The sequence below is a fragment of the Pantoea sp. JGM49 genome, assembly GCF_018257655.1.
Lineage (GTDB): Bacteria > Pseudomonadota > Gammaproteobacteria > Enterobacterales > Enterobacteriaceae > Pantoea > Pantoea communis.
In genome coordinates this window covers 104020-118522 of sequence record NZ_JAERJM010000014.1, presented here as the reverse complement: position 1 = coordinate 118522, position 14503 = coordinate 104020, and the positions used below count along the sequence as shown (strand labels likewise).

General features: G+C 52.0%; 12 protein-coding genes. 6 read left to right on the top strand and 6 right to left on the bottom strand.

What is annotated here, in order from left to right:
• Window positions 1-138: 138 nt before the first annotated feature.
• Window positions 139-645, bottom strand: a complete 507-nt coding sequence (gene mobB, locus JK231_RS21315; RefSeq protein WP_058960152.1) for a molybdopterin-guanine dinucleotide biosynthesis protein MobB — start codon at window positions 643-645, stop codon at window positions 139-141.
• Window positions 645-1217, bottom strand: a complete 573-nt coding sequence (mobA, locus tag JK231_RS21310) for a molybdenum cofactor guanylyltransferase MobA (protein ID WP_211729405.1) — start codon at window positions 1215-1217, stop codon at window positions 645-647. The genes mobB and mobA overlap by 1 nt, the downstream gene beginning before the upstream one ends.
• Window positions 1218-1287: 70 nt before the next feature.
• Here mobA and JK231_RS21305 point away from each other — a divergent pair, with 70 nt between their 5' ends.
• From JK231_RS21305 to polA, 4 genes are all read left to right on the top strand, one after another.
• On the top strand, window positions 1288-1563 hold the full coding sequence (locus JK231_RS21305) for a YihD family protein (RefSeq protein WP_211729404.1): 276 nt from the start codon (window positions 1288-1290) through the stop codon (window positions 1561-1563).
• A 46-nt stretch (window positions 1564-1609) separates the two neighbouring features.
• Entirely contained in the window at window positions 1610-2596 is a 987-nt protein-coding gene (locus JK231_RS21300) for a serine/threonine protein kinase (protein WP_038643999.1), read from the top strand.
• Between the two features lie 26 nt (window positions 2597-2622).
• Window positions 2623-3252: a thiol:disulfide interchange protein DsbA gene (gene dsbA, locus JK231_RS21295; RefSeq protein WP_034823914.1), complete on the top strand. Its 630-nt coding sequence runs from the start codon at window positions 2623-2625 to the stop codon at window positions 3250-3252.
• A gap of 367 nt (window positions 3253-3619) precedes the next feature.
• Window positions 3620-6409 carry a DNA polymerase I gene (gene polA, locus JK231_RS21290; protein ID WP_211729403.1) on the top strand — a complete coding sequence of 930 codons (2790 nt, stop codon included), beginning with the start codon at window positions 3620-3622 and terminating at the stop codon, window positions 6407-6409.
• A gap of 407 nt (window positions 6410-6816) precedes the next feature.
• On the opposite strand, the gene yihA is transcribed toward polA, so the two are convergent.
• Window positions 6817-7455, bottom strand: coding sequence for a ribosome biogenesis GTP-binding protein YihA/YsxC (gene yihA, locus JK231_RS21285; protein ID WP_211729402.1), 639 nt, complete (start codon window positions 7453-7455; stop codon window positions 6817-6819).
• A gap of 550 nt (window positions 7456-8005) precedes the next feature.
• Between yihA and yihI the strand changes: the two genes are divergently transcribed.
• Together yihI and hemN are read left to right on the top strand one after the other, a co-directional pair.
• Window positions 8006-8527, top strand: coding sequence for a Der GTPase-activating protein YihI (yihI, locus tag JK231_RS21280; RefSeq protein WP_034823909.1), 522 nt, complete (start codon window positions 8006-8008; stop codon window positions 8525-8527).
• A gap of 235 nt (window positions 8528-8762) precedes the next feature.
• On the top strand, window positions 8763-10136 hold the full coding sequence (gene hemN, locus JK231_RS21275) for an oxygen-independent coproporphyrinogen III oxidase (protein WP_097119639.1): 1374 nt from the start codon (window positions 8763-8765) through the stop codon (window positions 10134-10136).
• A 36-nt stretch (window positions 10137-10172) separates the two neighbouring features.
• Here hemN and glnG read toward each other — a convergent pair whose 3' ends face one another.
• The 3 genes from glnG to glnA form a co-directional block, all read right to left on the bottom strand.
• Complete coding sequence (glnG, locus tag JK231_RS21270; RefSeq protein ID WP_034823905.1) at window positions 10173-11582, bottom strand: nitrogen regulation protein NR(I); 1410 nt, start codon at window positions 11580-11582, stop codon at window positions 10173-10175.
• 7 nt (window positions 11583-11589) lie between these two features.
• Window positions 11590-12639 carry a nitrogen regulation protein NR(II) gene (gene glnL / locus JK231_RS21265; protein ID WP_034823903.1) on the bottom strand — a complete coding sequence of 350 codons (1050 nt, stop codon included), beginning with the start codon at window positions 12637-12639 and terminating at the stop codon, window positions 11590-11592.
• 186 nt (window positions 12640-12825) lie between these two features.
• Window positions 12826-14235: a glutamate--ammonia ligase gene (gene glnA / locus JK231_RS21260; protein ID WP_097119640.1), complete on the bottom strand. Its 1410-nt coding sequence runs from the start codon at window positions 14233-14235 to the stop codon at window positions 12826-12828.
• Window positions 14236-14503: the final 268 nt, after the last annotated feature.

Below are 14503 nucleotides of genomic sequence, written 5' to 3'. Positions count from 1 at the left end.
CTGCCAGGCATCAAATAAGTGAAGAAACCCTGAACGAAAGTTCAGGGTTTTTTTACGTCTGCAGATCGGCGAAATCAGGGTTGTTTTACGTCTGAAACTGACGCCTGAAGTTTAGCCAGACGATCATAAAACCCCGGGTTACTGACCTTTTCTCAGCCATTTTTCAATAAAATCAGCAACCTTAACCGGCTGATTAATATCGAGAAGTGGGCGGTCGATCGTTAAGTTCTCATCGCTGGCCAGCGCAACCACGTATTCATCCAGTAAATCAGCAAATTCCCCTTTGACACCACGCCGCCACAGCGCGATTTTGGGTACTGGCTCATCTTTAAAGCCCTCAACCAGCACCAGATCCAGCGCGGAACTGTCCATCCGCGCGACCAGTTCCGCCAGATTCAACGTCTGATCAGGGGTTTCACACATCAATGCCCAGCGCTGAGTACTGGCAACAATCACCTGATCGGCACCTGCTTTTCGCAGCAGATAGCTATCTTTTCCCGGCGTATCAATGTCCATTTGATGATGGGTATGTTTGATTAACCCAGAACGAATACCGCGAGCCTTAAGCAGCGGTATCACCTGTTGCAGCAAAGTGGTTTTTCCGGTGCCACTCCACGCAACGATCGCCAGTAAAGGCACGCTCATCACTGCTTTTCCCCATCAACTAAATCGTCGGGCGTATTAATGTTGCGGAAAGCTGCCTCAGAATCTGTGAACGTCACGGCATGCCCACCATGTTCACGCAGAAACTGCATTAAACGCCGCTCACCACGAAGCAGCCAGGCTTCCAGATCGTCGGCCAGTGATCGATTGACCAGTGCCAATGCAGGATGATCACGCTGCGTTGATCGTACCCACACCGCAGGTGCCGCACCGCGCTGCTGCCATAATCGTGCAACGAAGTCCTCCGGTAACCAGGGCGTATCACAGGCACAAAAGGCGACCCACTCGGTCTTACTGTGCTGCAAGCCACTTAAAATGCCTGCCAACGGACCGGGGTAATCTGGCATCGAATCAGTAACGACCTGACAACCGCTAGCCTGATAACGATCAATGTTACGGTTGGCGCTTATCAACACAATATTGACCTGCGGCATCAATCGCTGCAAAACGTGCTGATAAAGCGGTTTGCCCTGCAATTCCAGCAGCCCTTTATCCTGGCCACCCATACGACTGCCTTGCCCACCTGCGAGGATCACGCCGGTAAATGCGGTCATTTTCGTCTCCTTGATCATACTGGACGATACTTGCATAACGGCAGCCTACCACTGCATAGAGGAATCAATGATGAAATATCAACGACTTAATGAATTGTTCGAACTCCTGCAACCGGCCTGGCAAAAGGAGTCTGACCTTAACCTGCTGCCATTTTTACAGAAACTGGCGCAGGAATCAGGCTTCAGTGGCCCATTAAGTGAATTAACCGATGACATATTGATTTACCATCTCAAAATGCGTGACGCTGGCTGCGATGCGGAAATTCCCGGACTGAAAAAGGATTATGAAGTGGACTTCAAAACCGCGCTATTACGTGCACGCGGTGTGATTAAGGATGATGAGTAGTGTTATCCTTGCGCATTCCTTGCAACGGTAACACACAGGCAAAATGATGAGCGAAGCCGCCTTTAATTTCCAGACGCTGGACCCCGATGTCATCCTGGATGCACTTTGGGATGCGGGTCTGCGTGTCGAATCCGGCTTAACCGCCCTCAATAGCTACGAAAACCGTGTCTATCAGTTTAGTGATGACGACAAACGTCGCTATGTGGCTAAGTTCTATCGCCCACAACGCTGGAGTGCGCAACAAATTCTGGAAGAGCACCAGTTCACGCATGATCTGCTGGCCGATGAAGTGCCTGTTGCAGCACCACTGGCTCTGCAGGGCAGTACGCTGAATCACCATGCCGGTTTTATGTTTGCCGTTTTCCCAAGCCTGGGTGGGCGACAGTATGAAACCGATAATGAAGAACAGATGGAGTGGGTGGGCCGCTTTCTTGGTCGCATCCATCAAACAGGTCGCCAGAGCTTGTTTCAACAGCGTCCAACCTTCGGCCTGGAAGAGTATGTCTTACAACCTCGCCAGGAGCTGGAGCAAAGCACGCTGGTACCGGCTGCCTTGAAGGATGCGCTGCTGAACGCCGTTGATAAACTTATCGGCACCCTACAGCAGCGCTGGCATGATAAATGGCAGCCGCTCAGGCTGCATGGCGACTGCCATCCAGGTAATATCCTGTGGCGCGATGGCCCGATGTTTGTCGATCTTGACGATGCACGCAACGGGCCTGCAGTGCAGGATCTGTGGATGCTGGTAAACGGCGATCGTCAGGAACAGCTGATTCAGTGGGATATTCTGCTGGAAGCTTATAATGAATTCAGTGACTTTGATTTACATGAATTGTCACTGATTGAGCCTTTACGCGCTATGCGCATGGTTTATTATTTGGCCTGGGTGGTACGCCGCTGGCAGGACCCGGCTTTTCCGCGCGCCTTTCCCTGGATGACCGATGAGGATTTCTGGCGCCGACAGATTGCACTATTTATCGAGCAGGAGAGGCTGTTACATCAACCCCCGTTGCAGCTTAGCCCGCAATTTTAATGAAGTACTCAGGAGATTTTTTCACGATGAAAAAGATTATGTTTGCGCTGGTAGGTTTAATGCTGGCATTTGGCGCCTCAGCGGCACAGTTCAATGACGGCAAACAATTCGTCACGCTGCCAAAGCCGGTTGCTGGTGAGCCACAGGTATTGGAGTTCTTCTCCTTCTTCTGCCCGCACTGCTACCAGTTCGAACGCGTCTATCACGTGAGTGATGCCGTGAAAAAGAACCTGCCAGCAGACACTAAAGTGACTAAATATCACGTTGATTTCCTCGGCGGAGACTTCGGTCCTGTTGTGACTCAAGCCTGGGCGGTCGCGATGGCGCTGGGCGTGGAAAGCAAAGTCACTGCACCGATCTTTGACGGTATTCAGAAAACCCAAACCATTACCGATGCGGCGAGCCTGAAAGCCACCTTCATCCAGGCTGCTGGCATCTCATCAGAAGATTATGATGCAGCCTGGAATAGCTTTGCGGTAAAAGCGTTGGTCGCCCAGCAGCAGAAAGCGGCAGCCGATCTTAATCTGCAGGGCGTGCCAGCTATCTTCGTTAACGGCAAATACATGGTGAACAACGGCGGCCTGGACACCAGCTCTATGGACAATTTCGTTGCCGATTATGCCAACGTAGTGAAATTCCTGGTTGAGAAGAAGTAATTAAGCGCAAATAAACGCCGGCGATGTCGGCGTTTTTACTCCCTTTCCCATGACGTAATCATGATATCCCCGTTAACCCTCCGCTTAATATCCACATGGACGATCACCTTTTCAAAAAGGCGCGCTTCATCACGGTAAGTTAATAACAAATTGAAAAACAATAATTTTTATCTGTAAAATGATTGCAATAAGCGTAAATAACAATACGTTATGAATTTTACGCACAAAGTTATCCACAGACCGATCCTTGCGATCCACTCCGCGTAACAACGAAAAAGATCCTGACATCTCTGCTCTGATTCAACATTCCTCTCTGGTTGTGGCATCCTTATAGCCCTCATTATCGCAACGAAGAAAATACGAACCTATGGCGCAAATTGCAGAAAATCCCCTGATTCTGGTAGACGGATCCTCTTATCTCTACCGGGCGTATCATGCCTTTCCGCCGCTGACCAACAGTGCAGGCGAGCCCACGGGCGCGATGTACGGTGTGCTCAACATGCTGAAAAGTTTGCTGATGCAGTATCAGCCGAGCCATGTGGCCGTGGTCTTCGATGCGAAAGGCAAAACTTTCCGCGATGAATTATTCGAGCACTACAAATCGCATCGTCCGCCAATGCCCGACGATCTGCGTGCACAGATCGAGCCGCTGCACGAGATGGTCAAAGCGATGGGATTACCGCTGCTGGCGGTGACCGGCGTTGAGGCTGATGATGTGATTGGTACTCTGGCACTGGAAGCAGAAAAGCAGGGCCGTGCAGTGCTGATCAGTACCGGTGATAAGGATATGGCGCAGCTGGTCACGCCGGGCATTACGTTGATTAATACCATGACCAACACCGTGTTGGGCCCGGAAGAGGTTGAGCAAAAATACGGTGTGCCGCCTTCATTGATTATCGATTTCCTTGCCATGATGGGTGACAGCTCGGATAACATTCCGGGTGTGCCTGGCGTGGGTGAGAAAACGGCACAGGCGCTGCTGCAGGGCCTGGGCGGTATGCAGTCGATTTACGACAACCTGGATAAAGTGGCGGATCTCTCGTTCCGTGGCGCGAAGACCATGGCAGCGAAGCTAGAGCAGAATCGCGAAGTCGCATTCCTGTCCTATCAGCTGGCGACCATCAAAACGGATGTAGAACTGGAACTGGGTTGTGAGCAACTCACCGTTAACGAACCGGACGTTGAAAAGCTGCAAAATCTTTTCGGCCGTTATGAATTCAAACGCTGGATCACAGATTTACAGGACGGCACCTGGTTGCAGGGCAAAAAGAGCAATGTGCAGGCGCAGAAATCGCTGGCGACTGAACCTGTGGCTGCGGTGGCGGAAACCGCTAGCGTGCTGTCATCTGACGGCTACGTCACCATTTTGGATGAGGCAACCTTCGACGAGTGGCTGCAAAAACTGAATAAAGCAGAACTCTTTGCCTTCGATCTGGAAACCGATTCTCTGGATAGCTGGAGTGCCAACATTGTCGGCCTCTCCTTTGCGGTTGCGCCCGGTGAAGCCGCTTATCTTCCGGTGGCCCATGACTATCTTGATGCGCCAGAACAACTCGACCGCAGCGACGTGTTGAAAAAGCTAAAACCGCTACTGGAAGACGCTAAATCTGCAAAAGTCGGCCAGAACCTCAAATACGATCGTGGCGTGCTGAAGAACTACGATATTGAGCTGAACGGCATTAAATTCGACACCATGCTGGAATCTTATTGCCTGAGCAGCGTCGGCGGCAAACATGATATGGATAGCCTGGCTTCGCGCTGGCTGAACCATAAAACCGTCACCTTCGAAGAGATTGCCGGTAAAGGAAAAAATCAGCTGACCTTCAACCAGATTGCTATCGAGCAGGCCGCTCATTACGCTGCAGAAGACGCAGATGTCACGCTGCAGTTGCATCTGCAGATGTGGCCGAAGCTGGAGCAGGAAGCGGGTCCGAAGCAGGTCTTCACCGATATCGAGATGCCGCTGGTGACCGTGATTTCACGCATTGAACGCAACGGCGTATTGATCGATCAAAACATCCTGGCCAAACATTCGCAGGAGCTGACCGCACGTCTGGCGGAACTGGAGTTGAAAGCGCACGAACTGGCAGGCGAGCCGTTTAATCTCTCCTCCACCAAACAGCTGCAAACCATTCTGTTTGAAAAGCAGGGTATCAAGCCCACTAAAAAAACGCCGGGTGGCGCACCGTCAACCAGCGAAGAAGTGCTGGCTGAACTGGCGCTGGACTATCCGCTGCCCAAAGTGATTCTGGAGCATCGTGGCCTGTCTAAGCTGAAGTCGACTTATACCGACAAATTGCCTTTGATGATCAATCCGGTTACCGGCCGCGTGCATACTTCTTATCATCAGGCGGTCACGGCCACCGGACGTCTCTCATCTACCGATCCCAACCTGCAAAATATCCCAGTGCGCAACGATGAAGGCCGTCGTATTCGCCAGGCTTTTATCGCAGGTAAAGATAATCGCATCGTTGCGGCTGACTACTCGCAAATTGAACTGCGCATCATGGCGCATCTGTCGCAGGATAAAGGCCTGCTGGATGCGTTTGCGCAGGGTGAAGACATTCACCGCGCGACAGCGTCAGAAGTCTTTGGTGTTGCGCTGAGCAAGGTTTCAGGTGAGCAACGCCGCAGTGCCAAGGCAATTAACTTTGGCCTGATTTATGGCATGAGTGCCTTCGGTCTATCGCGCCAGTTGAATATCGGTGCTGGCGAAGCGAAAAAGTATATGGATCTCTACTTTGAGCGTTATCCGGGCGTACTGCGTTACATGGAAGAGACTCGCACCCAGGCGGCCGAGAAGGGCTACGTGGAGACACTGGATGGTCGCCGCCTGTGGCTTCCGGACATCAGCTCCAGCAACGCCATTCGTCGTAAGGCGGCAGAGCGCGCGGCGATTAACGCCCCGATGCAGGGCACCGCAGCGGACATTATCAAACGCGCGATGATCGCTGTAGATGGCTGGTTACTGCAACAGCAGGATGACGCTGTGAAGATGATCATGCAGGTACACGATGAACTGGTGTTTGAAATCCACAAAGACGCGGTAGAGAGTGCGAGTGCGACGATCCGCCAACTGATGGAGAGCAGCATGAAACTTGATGTACCGCTGCAGGTTGAAGTGGGAACGGGCGATAACTGGGACCAGGCGCACTAAGGAACGTTGTCGGCGGTATGTCTACGCCGCTGACATCGTCATAAGAAAAAAGTTTACTTAATCGGTTCAGCAACGATGTAAAGCCGCTTGTTAAATGCGCATTTTGTAACTGCCTATCGGCTAAGCATTTTTTTAGTAATTAAACTACACGCCTTAAGCCAAAGTGTGACGGACCCGGTAAAAAAGATGTGGAATCCTGAAACTTAACAACAAAAAACCCTTTGTTGGTCAGGAAAAATCAGGTAAAGTTCATCGCGTAGGGTACAGAGGTAAGATGTTCTATCTTTCAGACCTTTTACTTCACGTAATCGGATTTGGCTGAATATTTAGCCGCCCCAGTCATTTATGACTGGGGCGTTTTTTATTGGGCTTTTTCTGAAAAGCGGGTCGTAAACCCGCGCTTCACATTACTCAGAAGGGGCTTCTTCATCTTCCTGCGCCGGTTCCAGTTCACTGAACCAGCTATCCAGTTTCTGACGAACGATATCAACGCCGATCTTCTTGAGTGACGAGAACATCTCTACCTGCACATCACCCATAAAACTTAATGCTGCCTCACGCACCAGTTTGAGCTGCGCTTTACGTGCACCAGATGCCAGCTTATCTGCTTTGGTTAACAGCACCAGTACAGGGATGCCGCTCTGGACTGCCCATTCAATCATATTCTGATCGAGGTCTTTCAGTGGATGGCGAATATCCATCAGCACCACCAGGCCTTTCAGTGCCTGGCGCTTCTGCAAATATTCAGACAGCGCACGCTGCCATTTACGTTTCATCTCTTCCGGGACTTCGGCGTAGCCATAACCCGGTAAGTCGACCAGGGTTTTCCCCTGGACGACCTGGAACAGGTTGATGAGCTGAGTACGACCTGGCGTTTTACTGGTACGCGCCAGGCTTTTCTGGTTGGTGATGGTATTCAGCGCGCTGGATTTGCCTGCGTTAGAGCGTCCGGCAAACGCGACCTCAATGCCCACATCTGCCGGTAAATGGCGAATATCCGGGGCGCTGAGCACGAAGTGGGTCATGTGATAATTCAAAGCAGACAAAGTAAAGCTCCAGCAAAGTGATTCGTTCAATTGGGCTGATTATACCTGTTATGGCGCAAAAGTGCCCGATAGCGTCTTAACGCGCCACTTTGTAAGAGATCGACGATAATTACTGCCAGTCATTACCGATTAATAGAATGTTCATATGTTGGATATCGTAATATTTTCAATAAGATAAATAGATATTGAAAATTACCGCTCTAAATTAAAGACATGTCTCACTTGTTCATTTTACTGATTGGTCTACATTTGGTGTCAGTGCACGGCAGCACCCATCAGGATGATGCGCTCAGGAGTGTCGGGGATGACCAGGAGCATGGCAGGATGTGATTCAGGTATGAGTCGGACAAGGAAAAGGATTACTCGCAGGAGCGATGAGGCGAAGGAGCAACCGGGACGTTGAGAGCTGTAAAGGATTTATACCGTTATTCCTTCAGTCGAAGGTGCGAAATAAGGCGATAGCATAGGCTATCGCCTTTTTTCTTTGTCATCTTTCTGCTAGATTTCGCCGCAATTCTATACTGAAGAAAAATCGCCGAGACCGGACACCATGAAGCAACCTGCACCAGCCCAGCGTGGCAAACCTGCTGCTAAAGCCAAACGCAAATCGCGTGAAGAACTGAACCAGGAAGCACGCGATCGTAAACGCGATAAAAAGCACAGCGGCCATAAAGCGGGCAGCCGTGCTAACCCGGAAACCAAAGGCGCTGGCAAAGGCCAGGGTCAGAAAAATGCCGATCCACGTACTGGCAGTAAAAAACCGGTTGCGCTGGTGGCCGATGGTAAAACCGTACCGGAGAAAAAGCCGGTAGCGAAAGCCAGGCCGAAAGCGGAGAAGGTTCGTCTGACACCGGAAGAAGAGCTGGCGAAGCTGGAAAATGATGAACGCCTCGACACCTTACTGGATCGTCTGGAAAGTGGTGAGACACTCAGCGCTGAAGATCAGGCATGGCTCGATCAGACGCTGGATCGCATTGACGAACTGATGGAAACCCTCGGTATCGCGTTGGATGATGGTGCTGAAGATGAACAAGCCGAAGTCGATATGATGCGCTTGTTAAAAGGCAACTAAGTCATTTTTGATCGGCATGCGCATTTGCGCATGCCGCGCTAAACAGGTATTCGCTGATGCTTTGGCCTGGATCAATTTTAGCGCTGCTGCTGACATGTTATCTCCTGTGGTTATTGTTTAAACTTCGTCGCTTGTCGCGTCTGAAGTCGCGTTTACGCCGGCGTACGGCTCACCGCTATCTCTCCTCTTCTGCAACGCGACCCTCCCTCAAACGACGGCACCGTAAGGAGTGAGCATGTCATCGCAGCAGATTGAATGGGACCAGCGGCTGATTGAAAAATACAATTACGCGGGTCCGCGCTACACCTCATATCCCACTGCGCTGGAGTTCAATGAGAACTTTGGCGAGGCAAGCTTCCAGTTTGCGGTTGAACGCTATCCTCAACGTTCCCTGTCGCTGTATGTCCATATTCCGTTCTGCCATCGCCTTTGCTACTTCTGCGGCTGTAATAAGATTGTGACGCGCCAGCTGCACAAGGCCGATCGCTATCTGGATGTGCTGGAGCAGGAAATCCGCCAGCGTGCGCCGCTGTTTGCCGGACGCCGCGTCACGCAATTGCACTGGGGCGGTGGTACGCCAACCTTTCTCAATCAAGCTCAGGTCAGCCGTCTGGTGGCGCTGCTGCGTGGCCATTTTGAGATTGCTGATGACGTTGAGATGTCGATCGAAGTCGATCCACGCGAAATTGAGCTGGCGATGATCGATCATCTGCGTGCTGAAGGTTTTAATCGCCTGAGTATGGGTGTGCAGGACTTCAATAAGGCGGTGCAGGAGCGTGTCAATCGCGTGCAGGATGAAGAGACTATCTTCGGGCTGGTCGAGCGCGCGCGTGCGCGAGGATTCCGCTCAGTCAGCCTGGATCTGATTTACGGCCTGCCGCTCCAGACGCCCGAAAGCTTTGCCTTCACCTTACAGCGAGTCATCGCGCTTAATCCCGATCGTCTCAGCGTATTCAATTACGCGCACATGCCGACGCTGTTTGCTGCACAACGCAAAATCAAAGATGAAGAGCTACCTGGTGCGGAACAGAAGCTGCAAATCCTGCAGCAAACCATTGGCACCCTAACGGATGCAGGCTATCAGTTCATCGGGATGGATCACTTTGCCAAACCGGATGATGAGCTGGCCATTGCGCAACGTGCGGGTGAACTGCACCGCAATTTTCAGGGGTACACCACGCAAGGCGAGACTGAGCTGGTGGGATTTGGCGTCTCAGCGATCAGTATGCTGGGAGACAGTTATGCTCAGAACCAAAAAGAATTGAAAGAATACTATGCCAGCGTGGAGCAGAGCGGGAACGCGCTATGGCGTGGTTTGACACTAAGCGACGATGACTGTCTGCGCCGTGATGTCATCAAAACGCTGATTTGTCATTTCTCATTAGATTTCGCGGCGATTGAAGCGCAGTGGCCGATCACCTTCGAAACCTATTTTGCGGAAGATTTAGCGTTACTGGCACCTTTGATGGCGGATGGTTTGCTGGAACGGCGTGGGCGTAGTCTGCATGTCACAGGAATTGGGCGTTTACTGATTCGTAACATCTGCATGTGCTTCGATCGTTATTTGCGCCAAAAGGCTCGCATGCAGCAATTCTCGCGGGTGATATAAAAATTCAGGGGAGCATCGCGCTCCCCTGATTCTCACTTATTCCATTCCGAGCTCTTTCAGTTTACGCGTCAGGGTATTACGACCCCAACCCAACAAACGTGCGGCTTCCTGCTTGTGTCCCTGAGTGTGACGCAGGGCGGTGGTGAGCAGCGTGCGCTCCATCTCCGGCTGCGCTTCAGAGAGCAGGTTTTGATGACCGGAACGCAGCGCGCGGTCCGCCCATTGTGCCAGCAAGGTGGCCCAGCTATCCGGCAGAGACTGCACTGGATTGTCCGGCGTGCTCGACTCAAACAGCTCCGGCGGCAGATCCTGAATCAGTACTTCCTGGCCTGCAGCCATCACGGTTAACCAGCGGCAGGTATTTTCCAGCTGGCGTACGTTACCGGACCAATGCAGGCGCGTCAGCGCGGTTTCGGTTTCCGGATGCAGAATCTTCGCTTCGACGCCCAACTCACGCGCGGCGACTTGCAGGAAGTAGCGCGCCAGACGTGGGATATCTTCGCGACGCTCACGCAGCGGCGGTAAGTGCACGCGAATCACGTTCAGGCGATGGAACAGATCCTCACGGAACTTGCCTTCCTGCACGCGCAACTCAAGGTTTTGGTGGGTTGCCGCGATAATACGCACATCCACTTTCACCGGTGCGTAGCCGCCCACGCGATAGAACTGGCCATCGGCCAACACGCGCAGCAAGCGGGTTTGCACGTCGAGCGGCATATCACCTATTTCATCAAGAAACAGCGTGCCCCCATCGGCCTGTTCAAAACGGCCCTGACGGATCTGATTCGCCCCGGTAAAGGCCCCTTTCTCATGCCCGAACAATTCGGATTCGATCAGGTCTTTCGGGATTGCCGCCATATTCAGCGCGATAAACGGTGATTTGGCACGCGGGCTATGACGATGCAGAGCATGCGCCACTAACTCTTTACCGGTACCCGATTCACCATTAATCAGCACGCTGATGGAAGATCGCGACAAACGGCCGATGATGCGAAACACATCCTGCATCGCCGGCGCTTCGCCAATGATGTCGGTTGTCGGGCCGCTCACCGGTTGATTACGCGGCTGCTGCTGTTCCTGATAGTGACTGATCGCACGTTCAACCAGCGCGACCGCTTCATCAATATCAAACGGCTTGGGCAGATAATCGAACGCGCCTTGTTGATATGCGCTGACGGCGGCATCAAGATCCGAATGCGCGGTCATTATGATGACCGGTAGCATTGGGTGACGCTGTTTAATTTGTTTCAGCAGCGCCAGTCCATCCATGCCCGGCATGCGAATATCCGATAACAATACATCTGGGGTTTTACTTGAGAGTGCATCCAGCACCTCATTGCCGCTGTCAAATGTCGCGCAGCTCAAACCGGCTCCAGTGAGCGCACGTTCAAGCACCCAGCGGATGGAGCTATCGTCATCGACGATCCAGACTATCCCTCGTTGCATAGAAACCTCACTGGCGAATAGGCAGGTAAACCGAGAATTCGGTGTGTCCTGGCCAACTGTTAAATTCTATTTTTCCTGAATGCTGATCGATCAGACTGCGGGCGATGGAGAGACCTAAACCGGTGCCTCCTTCACGACCACTCACCATCGGATAGAACAGCGTGTCCTGTAGCTGAGCAGGAATCCCAGGGCCATCATCTTCGATATCAATACGTGCCACCAGGCGATAACGGGTGCCGTGCAGCGTCAGCTGAAACGCGGTACGGGTGCGGATCACGATAGTGCCACCTTCGTCACCCAGCGCCTGCAACGCATTACGCACTACGTTGAGTAGCACCTGCTCAATCTGATCGGGATCGTGTGGCAGCTCGGGCAGGCTCGGGTCGTAATCACGCACCAGCGAGACATTGTCCGGCAGCTCCATCGAGACCAGATTCACCACGCGCTCCGCCACCTGATGAATGCTTTGTGTGACGTGCATACCGGGCTGTTGGGGCCCCAGTAAACGATCAACCAGATTACGCAGTCGGTCCGCCTGTTCGATAATAATCCGGGTATATTCATGCAGCGAAGGATCGGGCAGAGCACGCGTTAATAACTGCGCAGCGCCGCGTAAACCTCCGAGCGGGTTTTTAATTTCATGCGCCAGTCCGCGCACTAAATCACGTGCAGCGACCTGCTGAGCATGTTGCAGCTGTTCCTGGCTGAGACGGCGTTGATTATCCATCGGCGCCATTTCCAGCAAGATAAGACCATCGGGTAGACGCTGTGCGGTCAGCGACATAATGTGCGCGCGGCCATCGACCACTAACGTCACTTCGCTGTCGGTAAAGCCCTGGCCTGCTCCAAGACTCTCGCTCATCACCTCAATATTCAGCGAAAAATAGCCGGTTAATTCCGGTAATGGCGTGCCGAACAATTTGCGTGAGCTTTGTGCCAGTAATTGCTGCGCTGCCGGGTTGGCATAATGGATAACCAGATCGTTATCGACCAGCAAAATACTGTTGATTAGAGAGTTAAGAATCTGCCCCGCGTCGGGCAATGTGCCAGTTGCCATACAGCGTTCCTCTGCACTAATTTAGTGCATTATAGCCTTTTGGGACTGAAAACTATCATTCGAACGATGAATTCGCGGTGAAAAAAGCCCATCCGGAGATGGGCTAAAGTTTCCACGGCAACAAAAAAACGTTCAGGTTATTTACGCCGCCAATCAGCGGCGTGAAATGCGCTGAAATTTTTTAAATTAAACGCTGTAGTACAGTTCGAACTCAACTGGGTGCGGAGTCATGCGCACGCGGTCAACTTCTGGCTTACGCAGTTCGATATACGCGTCGATAGCGTCATCAGTGAACACGCCGCCACGGGTCAGGAACTCGCGGTCTTCGTTCAGTGCGTTCAATGCTTCTTCCAGAGAACCTGCAACTTTTGGAATCTCAGCTTCTTCTTCCGGTGGCAGGTCATACAGGTTTTTGTCCATCGCATCGCCAGGGTGGATCTTGTTGATAACACCATCAAGACCCGCCATCAGCAGCGCGGTGAAGGCCAGGTACGGGTTAGCCGCTGGATCCGGGAAGCGTGCTTCGATACGACGCGCTTTCGGGCTCGCAACCACTGGGATACGGATTGAAGCTGAACGGTTACGTGCTGAGTAAGCCAGCATAACAGGTGCTTCGTAACCCGGGACCAGACGCTTGTAAGAGTTGGTGGTTGGGTTAGCCAGGGCGTTGATCGCTTTAGCGTGCTTGATGATACCGCCGATGTAGAACAGAGCAGTTTCAGACAGGCCGCCGTACTTGTCGCCAGAGAACAGGTTCACGCCGCCTTTTGACAGGGACATGTGGCAGTGCATACCAGAACCGTTATCGCCGAACATTGGCTTAGGCATGAAGGTTGCAGTTTTGCCGTACGCGTGAGCAACGTTGTGCACTACGTATTTGTAGATCTGAATTTCGTCAGCTTTTTTGGTCATGGTGTTGAAGCGGGTAGCCACTTCGTTCTGACCAGCAGTAGCAACTTCGTGGTGGTGAGCTTCAACCACCAGGCCCATCTGCTCCATGGTCAGACACATAGCAGAACGGATGTCCTGAGATGAATCGACTGGTGGAACCGGGAAGTAACCGCCTTTCAGACCTGGACGGTGACCTTTGTTACCGCCTTCGTATTCTTTACCGGTGTTCCATGCCGCTTCGATATCATCGATAGCCACGTGTGAACCTGAAGTAGAAGAACCGAAACGAATGTCATCGAACAGGAAGAACTCTGGCTCTGGTCCAAACAGCACGGTATCCGCGATGCCTGAAGAACGCAGGAACTCTTCTGCACGTTTAGCAATGGAGCGTGGGTCACGGTCGTAGCCCTGCAGCGTGCCTGGCTCGAGGATGTCACAACGGATGATCAGCGTTGGATCTTCGAAGAAAGGATCCATAACTGCAGTGGTCGCATCCGGCATCAGCACCATGTCTGATTCGTTAATGCCTTTCCAGCCACCGATGGATGAGCCATCGAACATTTTGCCTTCTTCGAAGAAGTCAGCGTTAACCTGGTGAGCAGGGATAGTAACGTGCTGTTCTTTACCTTTGGTATCGGTAAAACGCAGGTCAACAAACTTAACTTCGTGCTCGTTCATCATCGAGAGGACGTGTTCAGCGGACATACTTAAACTCTCCTGGAAATGGTCATAATCGTCATGGTGAGAGAACTTCGTTGCCTGGAATGTGTCACGCTTACTGACCACCCCTAACCAAGATCTCGGCAAGCTCTTTTCAACCGTTGTATAACTGTCGTTTTCGCTTGAAAGATATAAAGCGAATTCTGTGCCAACTTTATTACAATGGTAAAAATGGCGCTGTGACGCGCTCTTTCATGAGTCGGTCACTGCACCAGTATGGATGATGCGCACTAATTTGGTGCTTCATAGATCA